Source organism: Bacillus sp. HMF5848 (assembly GCF_003944835.1).
Taxonomy (GTDB): domain Bacteria; phylum Bacillota; class Bacilli; order Bacillales; family HMF5848; genus HMF5848.
The window spans coordinates 3,564,929-3,588,071 of sequence record NZ_RWIV01000001.1 but is presented as its reverse complement, the minus strand read 5'-3'; the positions used below and the strand labels follow the sequence as shown (position 1 = coordinate 3,588,071).

Here is a 23,143-nt window from a genome sequence, read left to right as displayed (position 1 = left end):
GACCAATATGTCTGCATTACATTCAAATAAATTAACATTATCATACGGTGATACACCGATTATTGACTCGCTAAACATAACGATTCCTAAAGGTGAAATTACTGTATTTATCGGTGCGAATGGCTGTGGAAAGTCTACATTGCTTCGTTCGTTTGCTCGTTTACTAAAACCGAAGAGTGGTTCAATTGTACTAAGTGGCAAAAATATTCATAAAATGTCAACAAAGGATGTTGCGAAGCAATTAGCTATTCTGCCTCAAGGTCCTATCGCACCAGAAGGATTATCTGTACTTCAGCTCGTTAAACAAGGTCGTTATCCACATCAAAACTGGTTAAAGCAATGGACGCAAGAGGATGAAGCAATTGTGAGCAATGCTTTGGAAGCAACTGGTTTATCAGACTTAGCGGATCGTCACGTTGATTCTCTTTCGGGTGGACAGCGTCAACGGGCATGGATTGCCATGACGCTTGCTCAAGATACAGACCTTCTATTGCTTGATGAGCCAACAACATACTTGGATTTAACACATCAAATCGAAATTCTTGATTTATTATATGAATTAAATGAAAATGAAGGCCGCACAATTGTTATGGTTCTACACGATTTAAATTTAGCGTGTCGATATGCACATAATATTGTGGCTGTGAAAGATAAAAACGTATATGCAGAGGGACGACCAGAGACAATTGTAACAAGCAAACTCGTCAAGGACGTTTTTCAGCTCGATTGCGAAGTTATACCAGATCCATTATCAGGATCGCCACTTTGTATTCCCTATAGTAAAGGTCGCTTTATAGATAGGAGAAAAAAAGATGTTTCTAACGGATAAAGAGCTGCAAACATTAGCGGGATATCGCTTAACAACTGAAGTAAATTCGTTATCTCGCTCAGCTCTTTCGCTTTTGGATAACGAAACGCTATTTCAATATCTTTCATCACTAAAACAAAATACACGAAGTGCTAATATGATGGTGGCAGCCTCTCTCTTTTCAAAGCGATATAGTTTTTTGGCTGTAATTGGATTAGCAAGCATGAGTTTGTACCGAAAATCTCTTAATCTTTCAACAGATAACGTATACCTTGTAGAACATACAAGAGATAATATGTGGATACCGTCTTTTCAGCTTAAACAAATGAAAGGGAAAGTCCTTCATGATGAGGAACGTAAGCACATGTTGACGGCGTTATTTAGGGAACACATGACGCCCATGTGGCAGCAACTTCATGCGACAACGAATTTACGTCTTTACACATTATGGGAAAATGTTGCTGTGTATATATTTTGGTTATACGATGATCTTTTGCAACAGCCATTTCCAGATGAGATTAAAGACAGGCTGCGTGACGATTTTTCTTTTATTCTTTCTGATGATCAAGCGGAATGCTTTGGAAAGTATAGTAAAAATCCGTTAGCTCGCTATTATACTGAGAAGAAGTTAGTGCCGCAGTATGATCAATATGTACGTGTGCGTAAGACCTGTTGTTTATCGTATTTATCCGATGATAAAGGAAGGCAATGTATTACATGCCCAATAACATGCACAAGAAAGGATGAATCTTAATGGATGAAAAATTAGATGCTTTGTTGGAAAAGTATACAGAGTTAATGGTTGGCGATACAACAGAAGAGCTTAAACAGAAGCTTGAAGTATATGCCCTTTACTCGCACATTGCAAAATCAATGCCACCACTTGTTAAGCACTGGCATGAACTGTATCCAGACACAAAAGAAGAGATGAAGCGGCTTTTCCATGAAATCAAACAAATGAATGAAGCGCATAGAAACAAAGAATAATTAAATCATTCTCCATAGTTCGACAAAATCTATTCAACTGCACATAAAGATGTTAAAATAGTATTATATATTATTATAATGCTAATTTTCTTTTAATTTATTATGAATGCGGTTACAAGGAGGCTCGGTTATGGAGCAAGTGATGCGTGATTTCTTCTTGTTTTTATCAAAAAATAAATCAATGACGCGGGTAGCAAAACAATATGGTCTTCGCTTTGGAGCAGGTCGTTTTGTCGCGGGTGAAACGATTGAGAAAGCAGTAAAAGTCATTAAAGACTTAAACGACAGAAATTTAAAGGTGACCATTGATTATCTCGGGGAATTTGTTGATAACGAGGAAGAGGCTAACTACATGGCTGATAACTCAATTGAAGCAATACGAGCAATTGGTCGTGAAAAATTAGATTCGCAATTATCTTTGAAGATGACCTCGATGGGGTTAGATATTTCTGATGATGTAGTGATGAAAAACATGCGCCGCATTCTTAAAGCTGCGAAAGAAAATAATGTATTTGTAACGATTGACATGGAAGACTTTGCTCGCTGTCAAAAAACGTTAGATATTTTTAAAACCTTAAAGAGTGAGTATGACAATGTAGGGACAGTGTTGCAAGCCTATTTATATCGCGTAGCTGATGATATAGAAGACTTGAAGGACTACAAGCCGAATTTACGACTTGTAAAGGGAGCTTACAAAGAACCTGCTAATGTCGCATTTCCATTGAAAAAAGACGTTGATGACAATTTTAAAAAAATCATAAAGATGCATCTGTTAAATGGCAACTATACAGCTATTGCTACACATGACGATGCGATTATCGATTATACAATTGATTTTGTAAAAGAAAATAACATTCCAAATAATTTGTTTGAGTTTCAAATGTTATACGGCATTCGAGTGGAACGTCAGGAAGAGCTAAGTAAGGCAGGATACACAATGCGTGTATATGTGCCGTATGGAACAGATTGGTACGGATATTTTATGCGCCGACTTGCTGAACGCCCAGCAAACGTTGCCTTTATTGCTAAAAGTATGTTTAGAAAATAAGTCATTACAAAACAGGACTCGTTGGATATAACGAGTCCTGTATTTTTTATATTCGTAAAAGGTTTCAAGTGGTTACCGCCTGCGATTTACTGATACCCTTGCATATTATGCTGCTTGTACTGTTGATTTTGACTAGTGCGTTTGTTTCCTTCAGCATGCTCAACCTCGTGAGGATTCATTTTCCCTTTCATGCTCGCTGCACTTACAGACGCTTTAGACGGTTGTTTTGCACGTTTTGCCATCATCATCACCTCCATTTTTATAGGATAAGCAAATTACCCAAACTGATACGAGGGATTTTAAATATCTCTAAAACAGAGGGGTAAATCATCATTTTTACATATTGCATTAGTAAATGGGTACCCGACACTTATTGGCCAATCACGTTTTAATTACTTTTTAAAAACTGTAATTTCTCTGCTTTAAGATAGATAAGACGGCACGACTACTATGAGGCTATTTGCTTAAGATTTGTTCTGGATAATAATGGATTAAAACGGAAAACATAGTGTATATATATTGCGAAAATTTGAAAAATGGTCTATATTTGAAAGTAGATAGCTCATTCTGATGTAGGAGTATTTTTTTTGCTCATAAAATGAATGAGTATTCATTCAAAAGAGAGTAAGCATTAAATTAGAACAAGCATCATAAGCATACATCAGATGTATAAATACTTACAAAAAGATTCAAAGGGGGAGAACAAAGGAATGGTCCAACAAATTCGAAAAGCTGCTGTCCTTGGCTCTGGAGTAATGGGATCAGGTATTGCGGCACATCTTGCTAACCTAGGAATTCCAACTTTATTGTTAGACATTGTGCCAAGAGAGCTCACTGACACTGAAAAAATGAAAGGGCTTACGCTAGAAGATAAGGTGGTGCGAAATCGCATAAGTACGCAGTCAATACAAAAGCTACTTAAGCAAAAGCCCGCTCCACTCACATCAAAGCAAAACATGGCATTGATTGAAGCCGGAAACTTTGATGACGATATGAGTCGTTTACAAGATTGTGACTGGATTATTGAAGTGGTCGTTGAAAATCTTGATATTAAAAAGAAGGTGTTCACACAAGTCGATCAATATCGTAAACCAGGTAGTATTATTAGTTCAAATACATCTGGAATATCAATTGAAGCGATGTCTGAAGGACGTTCAGAGGATTTTCAAGCACATTTTCTTGGCACACATTTCTTTAATCCACCACGCTATTTAAAGCTGTTAGAGGTAATTCCGACAGAAAAGACTGCACCAGAAGTACTTCGCTTTATGCAAAGCTTTGGGGAGGATGTGCTAGGCAAGGGGGTTGTACTAGCGAAGGATACGCCTAACTTTATAGCAAACCGTATTGGAACGTACGGCTTACTTGTCACTGTTCGTGAAATGCTGAAAGGTGGCTATTCCGTTGGAGAGGTAGACTCGATTACAGGACCTCTTATTGGTAGACCGAAAAGTGCAACATTCCGGACGCTAGATGTCGTTGGTCTTGATACGTTCGTACATGTGGCTAATAACGTGTATGAAAAAGTGGAAGGTGAAGAAAAAGAGGTATTTGAAGTACCTGCCTTTATGAAGCAAATGCTTGAAAAAGGGTGGTTAGGTAGCAAATCTGGCCAAGGATTCTTCCTTAAAAAAGGGAAGGAAATTTTAGAGCTAAATCCTGAGAATATGGAGTACGAGGCCCGTAAAAAACTTTCTGCTCCTTCTATAGAAATGAGTAAGCAAGCGAAAGGTCTTAGAAACAAGTTGAAAACATTGCTTTACGCAGAAGACCGTGCGGGAGAGCTATTATGGAATATTACAGCACCAACTTTATTATACTCAGCAGAGCTTCTTGGTGAAATTGCTGACGACATCGTGGCAATTGATGAAGCAATGAAGTGGGGCTTTGGTTGGGAAATGGGTTCGTTTGAGCTTTGGGATGCAATCGGTGTAGAAAAAGCTGTTCAAAAAATGAAGCAAGAAGGTCGTACTGTTCCTGAGTGGGTTACAAATATGCTTGCTGAAGGGAAAACGTCCTTCTACGTAGATAACACATACTTTGACAACCAAGAATACAAGGAAAAGACTATTAATCAAAAGAGCATCAACATTAAGAGTTTGAAAGAAACAAGTGGTGTCATTAAGAAAAATTCAGGTGCTAGTTTAATAGATATGGGTGACGATATCGCATTACTTGAATTCCACTCTCAAAGCAACGCGATCGGACTTGATATCATTCAGATGATTAATTATGCCATCGAAGAAGTGGACCGAAATTATAAAGGTCTTGTAATCGGAAATCAGGGGAAGAACTTCTGTGTTGGTGCGAACTTAGGCATGATTTTAATGGAAGCCCAAGACGACAACTATTTTGAAATTGACCTTGTTGTTCGTCAATTCCAGCAAGCTATGATGAACATTAAATATAGTCCACGCCCTGTTGTAGCAGCTCCGTTTGCGATGACATTAGGTGGTGGCGCGGAAATTTGTTTACCTGCAAGCGCTGTGCAAGCATCTAGTGAAACGTATATGGGACTTGTAGAGGTTGGTGTTGGTCTTATCCCAGGTGGCGGCGGGAACAAAGAACTATACATCAACCATCTTAACCAAATGCCTAATGGTGTAGAGTACGATTTGCAAAAGGTTACGAATCGTGTATTTGAAATGATAGCAATGGCAAAAGTTGGTACCTCTGCACATGAAGCAAGAGATAATAACTTCTTAACTGCTGAAGACCGCGTTAGCTTTAATGGAGATCATTTATTGTATGATGCGAAGTCATTCGCGCTTGATCTTCATAATCAAGGCTATCAGCCACCTGTTCGTAAAAAAGTACCGGTTGTTGGCGAAACTGGCTATGCCACACTTCAGCTCGGTGCGTACGGTATGCATAAATCAGGCTTTATTAGTGAACACGATCTAAAAATTGCAGAGAAATTAGCGTTTGTTCTTGCAGGTGGCCGTGTACCATTCGGAACAGAGGTTGATGAACAATATTTACTAGATTTAGAAAGAGAAGCATTTTTAAGTCTTGTTGCAGAGCCAAAATCACAAGCTCGTATGCAACATATGCTTGTGAAAGGTAAACCACTTCGTAACTAGTAGATTAAAAGAAAATGAGGGGGACAAAACATGTCACCCCCAATCATAACCGATATAAAAAACGACAAAGGAGGCGTTCGTGTGAGAGAAGCCGTTATTGTCGCAGGTGCAAGAACACCTGTGGGAAAAGCGAAAAAAGGAAGCTTAGCGAACACGCGACCAGATGATTTAGGGGCGCTCGTTGTAAAGGAAACGTTAAAAAGAGCAGGAAATTACGATGGAAATATAGATGATTTAATTATTGGTTGTGCGATGCCCGAGGCTGAACAAGGCCTAAACATGGCACGTAATATTGGAGCTTTAGCAGGACTTCCACATACTGTACCTGCTATTACAGTGAATCGCTTCTGTTCATCTGGGTTACAAACAGTTGCGTATGCAGCGGAGAAAATAATGCTTGGTCATGCCGACACCATTATTGCTGGTGGAGCAGAATCAATGAGTATGATCCCTATGACAGGTCATATTGTGAGACCAAATCCGCGTTTAGTGGAAGAAGCTCCTGAGTATTACATGTCTATGGGGCATACAGCTGAAGAGGTAGCGAGAAAATATGGCATTACTCGTGAAGAGCAAGATGCCTTTGCTGTAAGAAGTCATCAACGAGCAGCAGCAGCTATTAAAAACGAAAAATTTAAAGACGAAATCGTACCTGTAGATGTTGTGGCGAGATCTGTTGGCGCAGATAACAAGCTGCAGGAAAAAACATTTACGTTTGATACAGACGAAGGCGTTCGCCCAGATACGAGCGTGGAGGGATTAGCGAAGCTAAGACCTGCTTTCTCTGTAACTGGTACTGTCACAGCTGGTAACTCCTCACAAACGAGCGACGGCGCAGCAGCTGTTATGGTCATGGATCGTGAAAAAGCTGAGAATCTTTCATTACAGCCGTTAGCAAAATTCCGTTCCTTTGCTGTGGCTGGTGTGCCGCCAGAAGTAATGGGGATTGGCCCTATTGAAGCTATTCCTAGAGCTTTAAAATATGCGGGTCTTGAGCTATCAGACATAGGATTATTTGAACTAAATGAAGCATTTGCTTCCCAATCTATTCAGGTTATGCGTCATCTTAATTTGAATGAGGATATTGTCAATGTAAACGGTGGTGCGATCGCTTTAGGTCATCCGCTTGGCTGTACCGGTGCTAAATTAACGCTATCGCTTATTCATGAAATGCGTCGTCGTCAAGTTCAATTTGGTGTTGTCACAATGTGTATTGGTGGCGGTATGGGAGCCGCTGGGGTATTTGAATTAATGTAATTTAAATTTATAAATATATAGGAGGATGGGAGTATGGCAAAAATTCAAGACGTAATTAAAGGTGGTAGCTTCTTAATAGAGGATATTGATGCAACAAGTATGTTAACTCCGGAGGATTTCACAGATGAGCATAAGCTCATGGCAAAAACAACAGAAGATTTTATTGTAAATGATGTAGCACCTCATTTAGATGAGATTGAGCAGCATAACTTCGATCATACAGTCAGACTATTAAAGCAAGCTGGTGAGCTAGGCTTATTAGGTGTTGACGTGCCAGAAGAGTATGGTGGTCTAGGTTTAGATAAAATTAGTTCTGCTTTAATTACAGAAAAGTTTTCACGTGGCGGTGCGTTTTCACTTTCTTACGGAGCACACGTAGGGATTGGATCATTACCGATTGTATTGTTCGGTAATGAGGAACAAAAGCAAAAGTATCTCCCTGCTCTATCAACTGGGGAAAAGCTTGCTGCATATGCATTAACTGAGCCGGGGTCTGGTTCAGATGCATTAGGTGCAAAAACAACAGCAAAGCTTAACGAAGAAGGAACACATTATGTATTAAATGGTGAAAAGCAATGGATTACAAACTCTGGTTTTGCTGATGTATTTGTTGTATATGCTAAAATAGATGGCGAGCATTTCTCTGCTTTCATTGTTGAAAAAGAATACCCGGGTGTATCAACAGGTCCAGAAGAAAAGAAAATGGGTATTAAAGGATCTTCAACTCGTACGTTAATTCTCGAAGATGCTCTAGTTCCAAAGGAAAACCTACTTGGTGAATTAGGAAAAGGGCATGTTATCGCATTTAACATTTTAAACATTGGTCGATATAAATTAGCGGTTGGTACTATTGGTGGTGACAAGCGTACCATTGAGCTTGCAGCAACTTACGCAAATCAGCGTCAACAGTTCAAGCGACCAATCTCTAAGTTTACTTTGATTCAAGAAAAATTAGCTAATATGGCTGTTTTGACATATGCTTCTGAAAGCTCTGTGTACCGCACAGTAGGATTATTCGAAGATAGCATGAGCCAATTAACGCAAGAAGAGATTAATGATGGTCGTGCAGTAGGGGCAGCTATCTCTGAATATGCGATCGAGTGTTCATTGAATAAATTCTTCGCGACAGAAGTTCTTGACTATTGTGCAGATGAGGCTGTACAAATCCATGGTGGTTACGGCTTCATGGCAGAATACGAAGTAGAGAGAATTTATCGTGACTCGCGCATTAATCGTATTTTTGAAGGTACAAATGAAATCAATAGATTGTTAGTACCAGGTACGTTTTTACGTAAAGCAATGAAGGGTGAATTACCACTGCTTCAAAAAGCTCAAGCGTTACAAGAAGAGCTTATGATGATGATGCCAGAAGAACCTGGTGATGGAGTATTAGAGCAAGAAAAAATGCTTGTAAGAAATGCTAAGAAAATTGCATTAATGATTGCTGGTTTAGCAGCACAAAAATATGGTCCTGCGATTGAAAAAGAACAAGAAGTTCTTGCGAATATTGCAGACGTTGTAAGCAACGTATACGCTATGGAATCAGCGTTACTTCGCACGGAAAAAGCCATTGCTAAAACAGGTGAAGATAAAAATCAACAAAAGATTTTATACACTCAAATCTATTGCCAAGAAGCATTTAATGAAATTGAAGCACATGCTAAAGAAACAATTGTTGCTGTTGAATCTGGTGATGTGCTACGCATGATGATTTCTGCTTTACGTAAGCTAACACGCTACACACCATACAATGTCATCGCTATGAAGCGTGAAGTTGCAAAAGCAATCTTAGAAGCAGAACGCTACGTTGTGTAATTGAAAAAATGATCAAGGAAGCTAACTACCATGAAAAAGGAGGTTAGCTTCTTTTCTGTTGAGGATTTATGTAAATCAAACTCTTAACCTAAACGAGGTTCAGCATAATGTAAGCAAACGACTATACTTTATCGGTCTAAATATAATGATTAGCCATCGTAAAAACTTATCAATCAGAAGGTCATCTTCTTTAAGTGGGAGTATCAGAATCATTGTGATATTTTGGACAAATATGGTATGATTCCTATGAGTATATACTATTGTTATGAGGTGACATAATTGGCATTGACTTTTTATTGGTACCCTAAATGTGGAACGTGTCGTAAGGCGAAAAAGTGGTTTGATGAACATAATGTAAGTATCGAAGAAATACATATTGTTGAACAGCCGCCTACAAAAGAAACGCTAAAAGACTTGTACGAAAAGAGCGGGCTGCCATTAAAGAAATTTTTTAATACGAGCGGGCAAAAATACCGCGAGCTAGGGTTAAAAGACAGAATCCCTACGACTAGTGAGGATGAGTTACTAGCCTTATTAGCTTCTGACGGCATGCTTATTAAACGCCCGATTGTTACAAATGGTCAACGTGTTACTGTCGGCTTTAATGAAGATGCATTTGCAAGCACATGGCAGTAAGACTTGCATGTGAAAATAATATTGAATTAAAAGAGTAAACGTCTTAAGCGTCTTATGAAACGTTTATTTTAAAAACTAATTGCTGGAGGGACTGTCCATGAATTTACCAAAGGATTTTCGTTTTTCAGAAGAGCATGAGTGGGTAAAAGTAGAAGGTAACAATGTGCGAGTGGGTATTACAGACTTTGCACAATCTGAATTAGGTGACATTGTATTCGTTGAATTACCAGAAGTTGGTGATACTGTAACCGTTGATGAGCCGTTTGGAAGTGTTGAATCAGTAAAAACTGTATCTGAGCTTTACGCGCCAATAAGTGGTAAAGTAGTAGAAATAAATGAAGAATTAAATGATAGTCCAGAGTATGTTAACGAGTCGCCATATGAGAAAGCATGGATGGTCGTTATTGAAGTGAGTGATTCAAGCGAAATTGAGAAGTTAATGACTGCTGAGCAATATGAGGAAATGGTAAAAGAAGGCTAACATTTTTCATCATGTTTGAAATGCTAGCAGGACACCCTAATGCATATACAGTAAGCATGAAAGGGTGAATGCGCTATGACACTCGAACGCAAGAAATTAAATGTAACTGACAGAGTAACTGGTAAGTTACAAGGTGAACGCATGGAGCTTTTTATGGAAAATGAACCAATCGGTTTCTTAAATTTAGACGGCACAAAGCCTTCTTTCGCATTACAAAACGGCTTTGAGCTTGATGGAAATCAAATTTTTAAAATGACAGATGTTGTTTCAGACCCTGATAAAAAGTATGTGGATTGTGACTACGAAAATGGCTGGTGCTAAAAAATCATTAGGCAGTGGGATTTCCACTGCCTAAATTATTAATTTATAACTTTTTAGAAAAAAAAAGTCTTGTCACACATATACTATGATAAATAACTCAACTTAGGTGATGGAGATGGGCACAAGTGATTATGAAAAGGTCATCGTCGTAGAAGGGAAGTCTGACAGAAAAAAGATAGAAGCTATTATTAACGAACCAATTGAGATAATTTGTACCAATGGTACCATTGGAATTTCAAAGTTAGATGAACTAATTGACGAGATTGTTTGTAAAGATGTCTATATCATGGTCGATACAGACACTGCAGGGGAAAAACTAAGAAAACAGTTTAAAAGGGAACTACCAGAAGCTGTACATTTGTATGTTGACAAAATTTATAGAGAAGTTGCATCGGCGCCAGATCATCATGTCGCAACAATATTATTGAGCGCCAATATCGATGTAAATAGTAAATATTTATAAGTACCAAAAGGATTGAAAATAGAATGCGTGAAATACAAAGTGATTCCTTAGAGCAGCAATTATTAAATAATGAGCAAGTGTTAGTCTATTTGTACACACCTTTGTGTGGTACATGTCAGTTAACTAAAAAGATGCTCACTGTGATAGAAGATCTTGATCCATCAGTTAATATTGCTATGATGAATATGAATTATTCTTCAACATTTGCTGAAAAGTGGAAAATAGAAAGTGTACCGTGCTTACTTCTAATAGAAAATGAGCTAAAGTTTGAAAAGATATATGCTTTTCGTTCTATTGAATTTATTCGAGATAAAATAAATACTTTTTTACAGACACCGTCTTCATAGGCGGTGTTTTTCTTTTCTCTATACCGCAATCTTGAATAAGTCTATATTATTCTTTTCTGAACTTTTTGAATGATATGTATTGATTTTTTTGAAAAAAGAATTAAACTTATTTAGGGATACGAAATAAGTTTGGAGTGTGGAAAATGACCGCTTTCTATAAGGAGTGGCAAAATCAGTTTAGCTCTTATAATAAAAATGTTCGTTTGTACTTAATGGTTCTTATATTAACGCAAGTTGCGATTGGTATGTTTATGATTATTTATAACTTCTACATACGGGAATTAGGGTATGTCGAAACGGTTAACGGTAGGGTTATATCTATGACCGCTTTGGCGTCAGCCATTATCCTTATCCCGGCAGGAATAATAAGTGATAGGACAAATCGTCGCAATGTAATGATTCTCGGTTTAATGCTAACAGGTGGAACTTTAATTGTCAGAAGCTTGATGGAAGCAGAGCCGTTATTACTAGCGACCGCTTTCATGACTGGTTTGAGCATGGCATTTTTACAAGTATCATCAATTCCTTGGCTTGCCGAAAACTCAACACAATCTCAACGAATTCATTTATTTAGCTTTAACGCCGCATTAATGACTGCCGCTCAAGTAGTTGGTAATTTGTTAGGTGGCGTGCTGACAGATATATTTACATTTGCTTTTCACGTACCAGCACTATTAAGTATACGAATAACGTTATTAATAGCAGGTGTCATTTTTTTATTAGCTTTAATACCGTTACTTAGGATGAAGCCAGTAAAAAAAGAGCGATCCGTAAAGAGTCGCATTAATACAAAAATCGATGTAAGCCAACTAAAAATAATTTTAATATTTGCTGTTGCTCAATTAATAATTGGTTTTGGAGCTGGCTTAGTCGTGCCTTATTTAAATTTGTATTTTGCAGACCGATTCCAAGCGTCTAATTCTGTTATTGGATTAATTTTGTCTTTAGGTCAAGGCGCGACAGCATTTGCGATGATCATTGGGCCAACAGTTGTAAAAAAACTAGGTGAAGTCCGTTCAGTAGTATTACTACAATTACTATCGTTGCCATTTTTACTGTTGACCGCGTATACAACAAATATTATGTTTGCTGCCATTGGATTTTTGTTCAGACAGGCATTAATGAACGCTGGTAATCCCATTATGCAATCATTATTAATGGAGCGAGTTGATGATTCAGCAAAGGGGCTTGCTAATTCAGTAAATCAAATGGTATTTAGTCTCGGTTGGGCAGTTATGGGACCTGTTTCTACAGCTTTTGTTATGGTACATGGGTCTTATTGGGGGTATGCCATTGTATTTACGATTACAGCAGGATTGTACCTTGTTGGTTCAACATACTTTTATTTTATGGTAAAAAACACGATACAGCCCCAGCGAGAAGTACATGTGAAAATCATCTAAATTTGTCATATTTCTCGGGAAATGTCAGCTCTTTGTATATGATGTCGAGTAAATAATAAAGGATTTACACACATTTTGGAGAATCTTTTAGGTAATAAAAGAGTAGGTGGGGATGTGTAATGAGTATTAAAGAAGACATTCGAATACTATTAAAACAAGTTCAAAATATACCTCCTATTCAAGCATTATTACCGAGTCAAGATGTATTCGTAACTATTGAATGTGAAGAAACGATAGTTTCTTTTAAAGTTTCTAAAGAAGAATGTAGCATATGTTCTGATAGTTCGACCGATAAACAGGTTATCATTCGATTGTTAAAGCATGACCTTGACCAGATACTCCAAGGAGAATTGCGATTGCGACAGCTTCAGCAAATGAGCAATGTATCAGTATCAGGTACGTGGAGACAAATATTTCTATTAGACGCATTGTTTTACTTAGTCGGAAAAACAATAAATTTAGAATTTTCTAAATAAATGTTGACAGCTTTTTTCTCAGCATGATAGAATTCGGTTAAAGTAATTGGAAATTCCTATATGAATACTTATCAAGAGTGGCGGAGGGACTGGCCCGACGAAGCCCGGCAACCGGTTAGTATAATACGGTGCTAATTCCAGCAGAGCGTTTTGCTCTGAAAGATAAGAAGAGCTATTAACAACAGCCCCTCTTCTTAAGAGGGGCTTTTATATTAAGCAGAGGAGAGATGTGAATGACAGAGGTAAAAAAGCAATACCGTGCTGAAACGCTACATATTCATGGAGGGGTAAATCGCGATCAAGAAACGGGAGCCAGGTCAGTGCCAATATATCAATCAAACGCCTATTTGTTTCGAGATACAGATCATGCTGCAAATCTTTTCGGCCTGAAGGAACCAGGGTACATTTATACTCGCATTCATAACCCAACAGTGACAGTATTTGAAGAGCGTGTCGCTTTACTTGAGGGTGGTGTCGGTGCCTTAGCTGTTGCAAGTGGGATGGCAGCTATTACGACAGCTATATTAAATATTGCTGGGGCGGGTGATGAAATTGTATCAGCCTCTACATTGTATGGTGGAACATACAACTTATTTTCAACGACATTACCGAAATATGGGATTGAAACGAAGTTTGTTAATCCTGATGACCCTGAGAACTTCAGAGCAGCCATTACACCAAAAACGAAGGCGATTTTTGCTGAAACGATCGGAAACCCAAGCTTACACGTTTTAGATATTGAGGCGGTAGCTGAAATTGCCAACGACGCAGGTATACCACTGATTATTGATAATACCTTCGCAACACCTTATTTATGTAGACCGATAGAGTATGGAGCGCATATTGTTATTCACTCTGCTACAAAGTGGTTGTTAGGAAACGGAACAACAATGGGGGGAATTATTGTTGATGGTGGGAATTTTGACTGGAAAAACGACAAATTTCCAGGATTAAATACGCCAGATGCAAGCTACAATGGTATAGTTTATGCCGATGCTTGTGGCCCTGCGGCATATATTATTAAAGCTCGTGTGCAGTTGCTTCGTGATTTAGGAGCTGCAATTAGTCCTTATAATGCCTTTCAATTTTCATTAGGAATAGAAACATTGCACGTACGCATGAAAGAGCATATAGCTAATACACGTAAAATAGTTGAGTTTCTTGAAGATCACCCTGCAGTCGAGTGGGTATTATATCCGGAGCTTGACAGTCATCCGGCTAAGAAGCTTGCTGATAAGTATTTACCGAAAGGTGCTGGCGCTGTCATTGTATTTGGAATTAAAGGCGGAAGAGAAGCGGGAGCCGCACTAATAAACGCTGTCGATTTATGGTCTCATGTAGCGAATGTCGGAGATGCTAAAAGCTTAATAATTCACCCAGCAAGTACAACGCACCAACAGTTAAATACAGAAGATTTAAAGGCATCAGGAGTAAGCGAGGACTTAATTCGCTTGTCAGTTGGGATAGAGCATATTGATGATTTACTTGAGGATTTAACACAGGCGATTGAAAAGGCAACAACCATTACTGCAAAATCTGTTTAATTAATAATTTCATAAATTCAGAGAAAAAATGTTTGACACCTCACTTGTGCGATGATATATTACTCTTTGTTGATTTAAAAAAGTAAAGAAAAACTTCATATACGATTCTCTTATTGCGAGAGGTGGAGGGATGTGCCCTATGAAACCCGGCAACCATCAGTTTGATACTGACACGGTGCCAATTCACACAAAGCGCTAGCTTTGAAAGATGAGAGAAAGGCTAACACATACACCTTTCTGCTCATTTTCTGCAGAAAGGTTTTTTCGTATATCGAAGGATAATTAGCCTAAGAATTGTTTTAGTATAAAACAAAGTTTTCCTATGTGTTTAGTCAATACTGAGTTTATCTAATAAGCTACCATGATGAAATGCATAATAAAAAACAAGTGAGGTGAACAAAGATGATTTCTTTGAAACAAATTTCAAAAACATTCCTAGCACAAAGTGGTAAGGTAACGGCTGTACAAGATGTGAACCTTGATATTAAAGAAGGTGAAATTTTTGGTGTTATTGGTTACAGTGGTGCAGGAAAAAGTACATTGATTCGACTGCTAAATGGATTAGAAAAACCAACGTCTGGTTCAGTAGAAGTAGCTGGTAGATCTATTCATAATATAACTTCTAAAGAGCTTCGAGCTGCAAGACAAGAAATAGGTATGATATTTCAACATTTTAATCTTCTTTGGTCACGGACAGTTCGCGACAATATTGCTTTTCCTTTAGAGTTGGCGGGCGTACCAAAAGAAGAACGATACAAACGTGTAAATGAGCTTGTACGATTAGTAGGACTAGAAGGTCGTGAAGAAGCTTATCCTTCGCAGCTTAGCGGTGGACAAAAGCAGCGTGTAGGGATTGCAAGAGCACTAGCTAATAACCCGAAGGTGCTGTTGTGTGACGAAGCAACAAGCGCACTTGATCCACAAACAACCGACTCTATTCTTGATTTATTAGTGGATATCAACAAAAGACTAGGTCTAACCATTGTTTTAATTACACACGAAATGCATGTTATTCGAAAAATATGCCACCGCGTCGCAGTTATGGAAGCTGGTAAAATCGTTGAATTAGGACCTGTTCTTGATGTGTTTAAAAATCCAGTCCAAGCTATTACTAAGCGTTTTGTGTCTCAAGTAACAGAGCCGGAAGAGACAAAGGAGACGGTTGAGCACCTACTGCATCTTTATCCAAATGGTCGTGTTGTGCAATTGACTTTTGTGGGAGAAGCTGCAGAACAGCCACTTATGTCATCTCTTATCCGATCCTTTAATGTGGAAGTGAACATTTTACAAGGTAAAATATCACAAACACAAAGTGGGTCATATGGAACGCTCTTTGTTCATCTAGATGGAAGCGAAGACGATTTAAAGAAAGCTATTGATTTCTTACATGAACATCAAGTAGGGGCGGAGGTGATAGTCCATGCTTGATGCGTTATTACCAAACGTGAAGTGGGAAAAAGTAATAGAAGCAACATGGGAAACGTTATATATGGCTTTCATATCTGTGGTAGCTACCTTTGTTTTAGGAATCATACTTGGGCTACTATTGTTTTTAACAAGTAAAGGTAACATATGGGAAAATCGAATCGTAAACGGCATTATTGCTGCAGTTGTAAATATATTTCGGTCTATTCCATTTATTATATTAATTATTTTACTAATTCCTTTTACAAAGATAATTGTAGGTTCCATGCTAGGTGCCAATGCGGCATTACCAGCTTTAATAATAGGTGCCGCACCGTTCTATGCGAGAATGGTTGAAATTGCCCTGCGTGAGATTGATAAAGGTGTTATAGAAGCTGCAAAAGCCATGGGTGCAAAAACAACAGAAATTATCTGGAAGGTTCTTTTACCGGAATCGATGCCAGCATTAGTATCAGGTATTACTGTAACAGCTATTGCGTTAGTTAGCTATACAGCGATGGCAGGTGTAATCGGGGCTGGTGGTTTAGGCACGTTAGCATACTTAGAAGGCTTTCAGCGTGGTCGTAATGACGTGACGTTAATAGCGACGGTCGTCATTTTAATCATAGTTTTTATTATTCAGCTTATTGGTGATAAAATCACCGCTAAAATTGATAAAAGATAAAATATTAGGGGGAAAACAAAATGAAAAAAATCTTATCGTTAGTTGCAGGAATTGTATTAACAGGCGCTTTAACAGCTTGTGGAAATGGCACAGATGAAAAAGTAATTAAAGTAGGTGCATCACCTGTTCCTCATGCCGAAATTTTAGAACAAGTGAAGCCACTTCTTGAAGAAAAAGGTTATGAGCTTGAAGTAGTGGAATTTACAGACTACATTTTACCGAACAAGTCTCTTGAAGAGGGAGAGATTGATGCTAACTATTTCCAACACGTACCGTATTTAAACGCACAAATTGCTGAGCATGGCTACGATTTTGTGAATGCAGGTGGCGTACACATTGAACCAATCGGTGTTTATTCTAAAAACTATAGCAGCCTTGAAGAGCTTCCTGAAGGAGCAACTATTATTATGAGTAGCTCTGTTGCGGACCATGGTCGTATTCTTTCACTCCTTGAAGAAAAAGGCTTAATTAAGCTAGCAGATGGTGTTGAAAAAATTAGCGCTACTATCGACGATGTTGTCGAAAATCCTAAAAACCTTGAATTTGTTGCAGATATTGAAGCTCCGCTTTTAACAAAAGCTTATGAGAATAATGAAGGCGATGCTGTTTTAATTAATGCTAACTTTGCTTTAGATGCAGGATTAGATCCAGCAAACGATCCTATTGCTGTTGAATCACCTGATAACAACCCATATGTTAACCTAATTGCAGTAAAAAAAGGTGACGAAAGTAGCGAAAAAATCAAAGCATTGGTAGAAGTACTTCAATCAGAAGAAATTCAAAGCTTTATCTCAGAAAACTACAGCGGCGCTGTAATCCCAGCTGCAAAATAAATAGTAAAAAATCCCGACTATGTAGAAGTAGTCGGGATTTTTATTAGGACAATTAGTGCTCAAGCAAAAGTTGTAGGTGGATTTAGTCTAACTTTTAGATCCAGTGAGAGGGTTTGTCGAATACATACCCAATTCGTGTCGAGTAGATACCTGTTTGATGTAAAATAGATACCCAATCCATGTCGAGTAGAAATCCAGTTGGTGTCGACTCTGTACCTAGTTAAAGTGTTTGGCTGTATTCGGTGCTTTAATTGATTTAGTTGCGGCTTGTTTATAAAAGAAGAAACAGGTAGGGTAGTCATTTTGAAAAGTAAGGCATAACGCATGAGAGCAATATCCATACTAATAACGATGATATTTATTAGGGAGTGACAAGTATGGATTATCGCGAACCACAAACATCTACAGAAGCCACATTACATCATTATAAAGAAGGCGTGGGCACTTTTACACAAAAGCTTCCAGAAGTAGCACACGCATACAATGCTTTTACAGAAGCTTGCTTTAAGGAAGGTGCATTAACACAGCGTGAGAAGCAGCTCGTCGCACTAGGAATTGCTGTTGCTACAGGAGATGAGTACTGTATGGTCTACCATACAAAAGGTTGTCTTGACCAAGGTTGTACTGAACAGCAAATTCTAGAAGCTTGTGGCGTAGCTGGTGCATTTGGCGGAGGGCATGCTATGAGCCACGCCGTCACATTGGTACAAGAGTGTATAAATGAACTACCAACAAATAGACATTAAAATATAAAATGTAGTGAGGGGCCATGAAAAGTGGTCCTTTTTATATTGTTCAGTATTGTAATGCTAGTGAAGTTAGTGTGAATCTCAATTGTGACCATCCCATTCGCGCGTAAACTCACATTTACCTCGCGCGCAAGCTCACCCCAATACCCGGAGCAATTAATTTTAGCTTTATTTTAATAAGATTCTTTGGCACCATCAAAATGTAGTCACCATGAAAACACTAACACTAGAGATTATTACAAACCACCCCCCTACGGCCAACAATAACTAGTACAATTAAATACTAGACTACAGACCTAAACATTACCGAGATACGGGAGAAGTGTGCAAGTGAATGAGCCTCCACTCTTTCAGGTGTGGGAGTGTCAGTTTTGTTTGTAAGATGATGTTACATAGTAAATCGTAGGAATTAGGAGTAAATATATAAAGTTAATTGTTCGAGATTGTAGAATCATTAAATAGGGGTCTTTAGCGAGCTAAATCCAATTTTTTGAAGTTTGTCGTGAAGAGCATAATGGTGATACGATAATGACTGTAAATAAAATCTGAAAGGATTGGTTCATTATTCAACCTTTGAAACTGCATTATACAACTGAGATGGAGAAAGCGATGTACAGCTCACATGGAATTGGCTACGAGGTGTATCGACGGGTCTTTAAGGAGAGAATGAAGGTAGAGCAACGTCGCGAACAGGAGTATATTGCAAGTCGAAGAATAGTGCAAGACTTTGACCGTAAAATGCATGAAGGATAATAAGTATAACATTTAAGATACCAGCCTCCGGGCTGGTATTGTATTTTTTATTGTTATTTTTACAAAGAAAAGTACACACTAAATGCATGAATATATACATAGATTTCTAAGTCTAAAAGACTTTATAAACATTTTTGTTTAAAAAGTCGTAAGTAACTAGGACGATTTTGTTGATTCTAAAATTTATTTGTTATAAGATTGTAATGAGAATAGATTGAGAATTAATAAAATATAGAGCAAAGCTTTATATTTATTGAATTTTATAACGTTGGAGGAATGGGAATGTCTGGTTCTACTTTATCAATTAAAGATTTACATGTAGCAATTGACGGGAAAGAAATTCTTAAAGGAGTTAATCTAGAAATTAAGGGTGGAGAGATTCATGCGGTAATGGGTCCAAACGGTACAGGTAAGTCAACTTTATCAAGTGCTATTATGGGTCACCCTAAATACGAAGTGACACAAGGAACAATTACGTTAGATGGGGAAGATGTATTAGAAATGGAAGTGGATGAGCGAGCTAAGGCTGGTCTGTTTTTAGCAATGCAATATCCTTCAGAAATTTCTGGTGTTACGAATGCAGATTTCTTACGTTCTGCTATCAACGCTAAGCGTGAAGAAGGTAATGAAGTTTCATTAATGAAATTCATTAAAACTATGGATAAAAAGATGGATTTCTTAGAAATGGACGTTAATATGGCACAGCGCTATGTGAATGAAGGGTTCTCTGGTGGAGAAAAGAAACGTAATGAAATCCTTCAATTAATGATGCTTGAGCCTAAAATTGCCATTCTTGATGAAATTGACTCAGGTTTGGATATTGATGCGTTGAAGGTCGTTTCTAAAGGTATTAATGATATGCGCGGCGAAGACTTTGGATGTTTAATCATTACACACTATCAACGTCTACTTAACTACATCACACCTGATTTCGTTCACGTTATGATGCAAGGTAAAATCGTGAAATCAGGCGGTCCAGAACTTGCACACCGCTTGGAAGCAGAAGGGTACGATTGGATTAAGCAGGAGTTAGGTATTGAAGACGAAACTGTCGGCCAAGAAGTGTAAGCGATAGGGGGATCATGATGACAGTAGATACAACAACATTACCGTTTGATAAAGAATATATAAATGACTATTCAAGTAAAAATAATGAACCGAACTGGTTAACAGAGTTACGAACTTCAGCGCTGGAAAAACTTGTAGATTTACCTTTGCCAAAAGCTGATAAAACAAGAATAGCTAAATGGAATTTCACTGGATTTGACACACATAGTGTTGTAAGCGATAAATACGCATCTGTTGATGAATTACCTGAGTCTGTCCGTTCATTAATTGAGACTGGTGAAGATGTAGAGAATAATCTATATGTTCAACGTGACCAAACACCAGCCTATTCAATTATGTCAGACGAATTAAAGCAACAAGGCGTTGTGTTCACAGACATTTATACAGCTGTAAAAGAACATGAGGATCTTGTTAAAAAATATTATATGAATGGTGTAAAAATTGATGAGCATAAGCTTGCGGCTCTTCATGCAGCATACATGAACGGTGGAGTATTTGTTTATGTGCCAAAAAATGTTGAAGTAAAAACACCTTTACAGGCTGTGTTTATCCATGAACAAGAAAAAGCAACTCTTTTCAACCATGTTATTGTAGTTGCTGATGATAATAGCTCTGTTACGTATGTAGAAAACTATGTATCAAATCGTAGTGCGTCAGAAGGTGTCGTAAACATTGTGACAGAAGTATTTGCAAACACAAATGCTCGCGTATCGTTTGGTGCCGTTGATAACCTTGGAAAAGACGTTACAGCTTATGTGAATCGTCGCGGTGTTGCAGGTCGTGATGCTAAGATTGAGTGGGCATTAGGTCTTATGAACGATGGAAATACTGTGTCTGAAAACACAACAAATCTTATCGGTGACGGCTCATTTGGAGACACAAAAACCGTTGTCGTTGGTACAGGTGATCAAACACAAAACTTCACAACGAAGGTTGTCCATTTTGGAAAGCACTCAGAAGGATATATTCTTAAACATGGCGTCATGAAAGATAATGCAACATCTATTTTCAATGGAATTGGAAAGATTGAACACGGTGCTACAAAATCTAATGCCGAGCAAGAGTCTCGCGTGCTTATGCTAAGCGAGAAAGCTAGAGGCGATGCCAATCCAATTCTACTTATTGAAGAAGATGATGTTACGGCAGGACATGCAGCGTCAGTAGGTCGTGTAGATCCTATTCAGCTTTATTATATGATGAGTCGCGGCGTTTCAAGGACTGAGGCAGAACGACTAATCATTCATGGTTTCTTAGCGCCAGTTGTAGAGCAGCTGCCGATAGAAAGTGTAAAAGAACAGCTTTCTAAGGTGATTGAAAGGAAAATAAAATAATGAACGTTGCTGAAATCCGTAAACAGTTTCCAATTCTACAACAAAACGTTAACGACATGCCGTTAGTGTATTTAGATAGTGCCGCTACATCTCAGAAGCCTATTGCCGTGATTGAAGCACTAGAAAAATACTACAAAGGCTACAACTCAAATGTTCATCGTGGTGTTCATACTCTTGGAACGAAAGCAACGGATGCTTATGAAGGCGCACGTGATCGTATACGCCGATTCATAAATGCAGCTTCAAATGAAGAAGTTATTTTTACAAGAGGAACGACAACAGCGCTAAACACAGTTGCAAAGAGCTATGGGGGTGCCAACTTAAATGATGGTGATGAGATTGTCATCACATATATGGAGCACCATGCCAATATTATTCCTTGGCAGCAAGTAACGAAAGCAACGGGGGCGGTGTTAAAGTACATCCCCCTAGAGGATGATGGGTCACTATCACTAGATAAAGTGCGTGAAACAATTACAAGTAAAACAAAGATTGTTTCTGTTATGCAGGTATCAAATGTACTTGGTACAATAAACCCTATTAAGGAAATTGCAGCCATCGCACATGAAAATGGAGCGATTATGGTTGTAGATGCAGCGCAAAGTGCTCCTCATATGAAAATAGATGTACAAGATTTAGATTGTGATTTTCTTGCTTTCTCAGGCCATAAGATGTGTGCGCCGACAGGCATAGGTGTTTTATATGGAAAAAAAGAGCACCTAGAAAAAATGGATCCTGATGAAACTGGTGGAGAAATGATTGATTTTGTTGGCCTGTACGAATCAACATGGAAGGAGCTTCCGTGGAAGTTTGAAGCGGGAACCCCTATTATTGCTGGAGCTATCGGGCTTGCGGCAGCAATTGACTTCTTAGAAGACATTGGTCTTGAAAATATTGAAAAACATGAGCATCAATTAGCTCAATATGCAGTAGAAAAGCTTTCGAAGATTGATGGGCTGACCATTTATGGACCAGCTAAACGAGCAGGACTTGTGACTTTTACAATGGATGATGTACATCCACACGATGTAGCTACTGTTGTTGATGCTGAAGGTATTGCTATTCGTGCAGGTCACCATTGCGCTCAACCGCTTATGAAATGGCTAAAGGTTTCAGCAACAGCACGGGCAAGCTTTTACCTGTATAATACGGAAGAAGAGGTTGATAAGCTAGCTGCTGCACTACTGAAAACAAAGGAGTATTTTAGTCATGTCTTTTAACAATAATTTAGACACCCTTTATCGCCAGGTTATTATGGATCACTACAAGAACCCACGAAATAAAGGTAGTCTTGAAGATGATAGTATTACAATTGATATGAACAATCCTACTTGTGGTGACCGTATTCACCTTACGTTAAAGGTTGAGGATGACAAAGTTGTTGACGCAAAATTTGACGGGGAAGGCTGTTCTATATCAATGTCATCGGCGTCTATGATGACGCAGGTGATTAAAGGTCAATCTGTTGAAGATGCATTAAAAATGTCGAAAATTTTTTCTGATATGATGCAAGGAAAAGAATACGATGATGAAATTGATTTAGGAGATATTGAAGCATTGCAAGGTGTTTCTAAATTTCCTGCTCGTATAAAGTGTGCAACGCTCGCGTGGAAAGCGATGGAAAAAGGCGTTCATAACAACAAAGAATAGG

25 protein-coding genes and 2 riboswitches are annotated in these 23,143 nt (G+C 38.3%); of the genes, 24 read left to right on the top strand and 1 reads right to left on the bottom strand.

Translation table 11 applies throughout. The annotated features are described in order from the left end of the window. Positions 1-7 precede the first annotated feature (7 nt). From EJF36_RS17275 to EJF36_RS17260, 4 genes are all read left to right on the top strand, one after another. Positions 8-829, top strand: coding sequence for an ABC transporter ATP-binding protein (locus EJF36_RS17275; protein ID WP_125907488.1), 822 nt, complete (start codon positions 8-10; stop codon positions 827-829). Beyond that, entirely contained in the window at positions 813-1,562 is a 750-nt protein-coding gene (locus tag EJF36_RS17270) for an IucA/IucC family C-terminal-domain containing protein (protein WP_125908437.1), read from the top strand. Before EJF36_RS17275 ends, EJF36_RS17270 begins: the two co-directional genes overlap by 17 nt. Beyond that, positions 1,562-1,795, top strand: coding sequence for a DUF2573 family protein (locus EJF36_RS17265; protein ID WP_125907487.1), 234 nt, complete (start codon positions 1,562-1,564; stop codon positions 1,793-1,795). Before EJF36_RS17270 ends, EJF36_RS17265 begins: the two co-directional genes overlap by 1 nt. 130 nt (positions 1,796-1,925) lie before the next feature. Then, complete coding sequence (locus tag EJF36_RS17260) at positions 1,926-2,843, top strand: proline dehydrogenase family protein (RefSeq protein ID WP_125907486.1); 918 nt, start codon at positions 1,926-1,928, stop codon at positions 2,841-2,843. An 86-nt stretch (positions 2,844-2,929) separates the two neighbouring features. Here the strand turns inward: EJF36_RS17260 and EJF36_RS17255 are convergent, their stop codons facing one another. Next, positions 2,930-3,085, bottom strand: coding sequence for a YuzL family protein (locus tag EJF36_RS17255; RefSeq protein ID WP_125907485.1), 156 nt, complete (start codon positions 3,083-3,085; stop codon positions 2,930-2,932). A 468-nt stretch (positions 3,086-3,553) separates the two neighbouring features. Here EJF36_RS17255 and EJF36_RS17250 point away from each other — a divergent pair, with 468 nt between their 5' ends. From EJF36_RS17250 to sufU, 20 genes are all read left to right on the top strand, one after another. Beyond that, positions 3,554-5,926 (top strand): 3-hydroxyacyl-CoA dehydrogenase/enoyl-CoA hydratase family protein, encoded by a 2,373-nt coding sequence (locus EJF36_RS17250; protein ID WP_125907484.1) that lies wholly within the window; start codon positions 3,554-3,556, stop codon positions 5,924-5,926. A gap of 81 nt (positions 5,927-6,007) precedes the next feature. Next, positions 6,008-7,183, top strand: a complete 1,176-nt coding sequence (locus EJF36_RS17245) for an acetyl-CoA C-acetyltransferase (RefSeq protein ID WP_125908436.1) — start codon at positions 6,008-6,010, stop codon at positions 7,181-7,183. A 33-nt stretch (positions 7,184-7,216) separates the two neighbouring features. Further along, entirely contained in the window at positions 7,217-8,998 is a 1,782-nt protein-coding gene (locus EJF36_RS17240; RefSeq protein WP_125907483.1) for an acyl-CoA dehydrogenase family protein, read from the top strand. A gap of 279 nt (positions 8,999-9,277) precedes the next feature. Then, positions 9,278-9,634 (top strand): arsenate reductase family protein, encoded by a 357-nt coding sequence (locus tag EJF36_RS17235; protein ID WP_125907482.1) that lies wholly within the window; start codon positions 9,278-9,280, stop codon positions 9,632-9,634. A gap of 97 nt (positions 9,635-9,731) precedes the next feature. Further along, positions 9,732-10,115 carry a glycine cleavage system protein GcvH gene (gene gcvH / locus EJF36_RS17230; protein WP_125907481.1) on the top strand — a complete coding sequence of 128 codons (384 nt, stop codon included), beginning with the start codon at positions 9,732-9,734 and terminating at the stop codon, positions 10,113-10,115. A 75-nt stretch (positions 10,116-10,190) separates the two neighbouring features. After that, the gene (locus EJF36_RS17225; RefSeq protein WP_125907480.1) at positions 10,191-10,436 is read left to right on the top strand and encodes a YusG family protein; all 246 of its coding nucleotides are present in this window, start codon (positions 10,191-10,193) and stop codon (positions 10,434-10,436) included. Between the two features lie 115 nt (positions 10,437-10,551). Next, entirely contained in the window at positions 10,552-10,899 is a 348-nt protein-coding gene (locus tag EJF36_RS17220) for a toprim domain-containing protein (protein ID WP_125907479.1), read from the top strand. 23 nt (positions 10,900-10,922) lie between these two features. Continuing rightward, positions 10,923-11,246, top strand: a complete 324-nt coding sequence (locus EJF36_RS17215) for a thioredoxin family protein (RefSeq protein WP_125907478.1) — start codon at positions 10,923-10,925, stop codon at positions 11,244-11,246. A 143-nt stretch (positions 11,247-11,389) separates the two neighbouring features. Further along, complete coding sequence (locus tag EJF36_RS17210) at positions 11,390-12,649, top strand: MFS transporter (protein ID WP_125907477.1); 1,260 nt, start codon at positions 11,390-11,392, stop codon at positions 12,647-12,649. A gap of 119 nt (positions 12,650-12,768) precedes the next feature. After that, on the top strand, positions 12,769-13,125 hold the full coding sequence (locus EJF36_RS17205; RefSeq protein ID WP_125907476.1) for a hypothetical protein: 357 nt from the start codon (positions 12,769-12,771) through the stop codon (positions 13,123-13,125). A gap of 65 nt (positions 13,126-13,190) precedes the next feature. Beyond that, a riboswitch (SAM riboswitch) is annotated at positions 13,191-13,294 on the top strand. A gap of 64 nt (positions 13,295-13,358) precedes the next feature. Beyond that, positions 13,359-14,669, top strand: a complete 1,311-nt coding sequence (locus EJF36_RS17200; RefSeq protein ID WP_125907475.1) for an O-acetylhomoserine aminocarboxypropyltransferase/cysteine synthase family protein — start codon at positions 13,359-13,361, stop codon at positions 14,667-14,669. Between the two features lie 107 nt (positions 14,670-14,776). Beyond that, a riboswitch (SAM riboswitch) is annotated at positions 14,777-14,884 on the top strand. Positions 14,885-15,071: 187 nt separating this feature from the next. Next, complete coding sequence (locus EJF36_RS17195) at positions 15,072-16,097, top strand: methionine ABC transporter ATP-binding protein (RefSeq protein WP_125907474.1); 1,026 nt, start codon at positions 15,072-15,074, stop codon at positions 16,095-16,097. Next, a complete protein-coding gene (locus EJF36_RS17190) occupies positions 16,090-16,758 on the top strand; it encodes a methionine ABC transporter permease (RefSeq protein ID WP_125907473.1) in 669 nt (222 codons plus the stop codon). Before EJF36_RS17195 ends, EJF36_RS17190 begins: the two co-directional genes overlap by 8 nt. 20 nt (positions 16,759-16,778) lie before the next feature. Beyond that, positions 16,779-17,591 carry a MetQ/NlpA family ABC transporter substrate-binding protein gene (locus EJF36_RS17185; RefSeq protein ID WP_125907472.1) on the top strand — a complete coding sequence of 271 codons (813 nt, stop codon included), beginning with the start codon at positions 16,779-16,781 and terminating at the stop codon, positions 17,589-17,591. A 377-nt stretch (positions 17,592-17,968) separates the two neighbouring features. Beyond that, positions 17,969-18,337, top strand: coding sequence for a carboxymuconolactone decarboxylase family protein (locus EJF36_RS17180; protein WP_125907471.1), 369 nt, complete (start codon positions 17,969-17,971; stop codon positions 18,335-18,337). A 612-nt stretch (positions 18,338-18,949) separates the two neighbouring features. Further along, positions 18,950-19,093: a hypothetical protein gene (locus EJF36_RS17175; protein WP_185807042.1), complete on the top strand. Its 144-nt coding sequence runs from the start codon at positions 18,950-18,952 to the stop codon at positions 19,091-19,093. A 282-nt stretch (positions 19,094-19,375) separates the two neighbouring features. Next, positions 19,376-20,161: a Fe-S cluster assembly ATPase SufC gene (gene sufC, locus EJF36_RS17170; RefSeq protein ID WP_125907469.1), complete on the top strand. Its 786-nt coding sequence runs from the start codon at positions 19,376-19,378 to the stop codon at positions 20,159-20,161. A gap of 17 nt (positions 20,162-20,178) precedes the next feature. Further along, entirely contained in the window at positions 20,179-21,492 is a 1,314-nt protein-coding gene (gene sufD / locus EJF36_RS17165) for a Fe-S cluster assembly protein SufD (RefSeq protein WP_125907468.1), read from the top strand. After that, on the top strand, positions 21,492-22,712 hold the full coding sequence (locus EJF36_RS17160) for a cysteine desulfurase (RefSeq protein ID WP_125907467.1): 1,221 nt from the start codon (positions 21,492-21,494) through the stop codon (positions 22,710-22,712). Before sufD ends, EJF36_RS17160 begins: the two co-directional genes overlap by 1 nt. After that, positions 22,702-23,142: a Fe-S cluster assembly sulfur transfer protein SufU gene (gene sufU / locus EJF36_RS17155; RefSeq protein WP_125907466.1), complete on the top strand. Its 441-nt coding sequence runs from the start codon at positions 22,702-22,704 to the stop codon at positions 23,140-23,142. The genes EJF36_RS17160 and sufU overlap by 11 nt, the downstream gene beginning before the upstream one ends. Position 23,143 lies beyond the last annotated feature (1 nt).

What these genes read in the sequence shown, in the direction of transcription:
- EJF36_RS17220 (WP_125907479.1), top strand. Translation starts at nt 10,552, where the DNA reads ATGGGCACAAGTGATTATGAAAAGGTCATCGTCGTAGAAGGGAAGTCT.
- sufC (WP_125907469.1), top strand. Translation starts at nt 19,376, where the DNA reads ATGTCTGGTTCTACTTTATCAATTAAAGATTTACATGTAGCAATTGAC.
- EJF36_RS17260 (WP_125907486.1), top strand. Translation starts at nt 1,926, where the DNA reads ATGGAGCAAGTGATGCGTGATTTCTTCTTGTTTTTATCAAAAAATAAA.
- EJF36_RS17210 (WP_125907477.1), top strand. Translation starts at nt 11,390, where the DNA reads ATGACCGCTTTCTATAAGGAGTGGCAAAATCAGTTTAGCTCTTATAAT.
- EJF36_RS17205 (WP_125907476.1), top strand. Translation starts at nt 12,769, where the DNA reads ATGAGTATTAAAGAAGACATTCGAATACTATTAAAACAAGTTCAAAAT.
- sufD (WP_125907468.1), top strand. Translation starts at nt 20,179, where the DNA reads ATGACAGTAGATACAACAACATTACCGTTTGATAAAGAATATATAAAT.
- EJF36_RS17215 (WP_125907478.1), top strand. Translation starts at nt 10,923, where the DNA reads ATGCGTGAAATACAAAGTGATTCCTTAGAGCAGCAATTATTAAATAAT.
- EJF36_RS17225 (WP_125907480.1), top strand. Translation starts at nt 10,191, where the DNA reads ATGACACTCGAACGCAAGAAATTAAATGTAACTGACAGAGTAACTGGT.
- EJF36_RS17265 (WP_125907487.1), top strand. Translation starts at nt 1,562, where the DNA reads ATGGATGAAAAATTAGATGCTTTGTTGGAAAAGTATACAGAGTTAATG.
- EJF36_RS17250 (WP_125907484.1), top strand. Translation starts at nt 3,554, where the DNA reads ATGGTCCAACAAATTCGAAAAGCTGCTGTCCTTGGCTCTGGAGTAATG.
- EJF36_RS17160 (WP_125907467.1), top strand. Translation starts at nt 21,492, where the DNA reads ATGAACGTTGCTGAAATCCGTAAACAGTTTCCAATTCTACAACAAAAC.
- EJF36_RS17190 (WP_125907473.1), top strand. Translation starts at nt 16,090, where the DNA reads ATGCTTGATGCGTTATTACCAAACGTGAAGTGGGAAAAAGTAATAGAA.
- EJF36_RS17275 (WP_125907488.1), top strand. Translation starts at nt 8, where the DNA reads ATGTCTGCATTACATTCAAATAAATTAACATTATCATACGGTGATACA.
- EJF36_RS17240 (WP_125907483.1), top strand. Translation starts at nt 7,217, where the DNA reads ATGGCAAAAATTCAAGACGTAATTAAAGGTGGTAGCTTCTTAATAGAG.
- gcvH (WP_125907481.1), top strand. Translation starts at nt 9,732, where the DNA reads ATGAATTTACCAAAGGATTTTCGTTTTTCAGAAGAGCATGAGTGGGTA.
- EJF36_RS17175 (WP_185807042.1), top strand. Translation starts at nt 18,950, where the DNA reads ATGTACAGCTCACATGGAATTGGCTACGAGGTGTATCGACGGGTCTTT.
- EJF36_RS17270 (WP_125908437.1), top strand. Translation starts at nt 813, where the DNA reads ATGTTTCTAACGGATAAAGAGCTGCAAACATTAGCGGGATATCGCTTA.
- EJF36_RS17185 (WP_125907472.1), top strand. Translation starts at nt 16,779, where the DNA reads ATGAAAAAAATCTTATCGTTAGTTGCAGGAATTGTATTAACAGGCGCT.
- EJF36_RS17180 (WP_125907471.1), top strand. Translation starts at nt 17,969, where the DNA reads ATGGATTATCGCGAACCACAAACATCTACAGAAGCCACATTACATCAT.
- sufU (WP_125907466.1), top strand. Translation starts at nt 22,702, where the DNA reads ATGTCTTTTAACAATAATTTAGACACCCTTTATCGCCAGGTTATTATG.
- EJF36_RS17195 (WP_125907474.1), top strand. Translation starts at nt 15,072, where the DNA reads ATGATTTCTTTGAAACAAATTTCAAAAACATTCCTAGCACAAAGTGGT.
- EJF36_RS17200 (WP_125907475.1), top strand. Translation starts at nt 13,359, where the DNA reads ATGACAGAGGTAAAAAAGCAATACCGTGCTGAAACGCTACATATTCAT.
- EJF36_RS17255 (WP_125907485.1), bottom strand. Translation starts at nt 3,085, where the DNA reads ATGGCAAAACGTGCAAAACAACCGTCTAAAGCGTCTGTAAGTGCAGCG.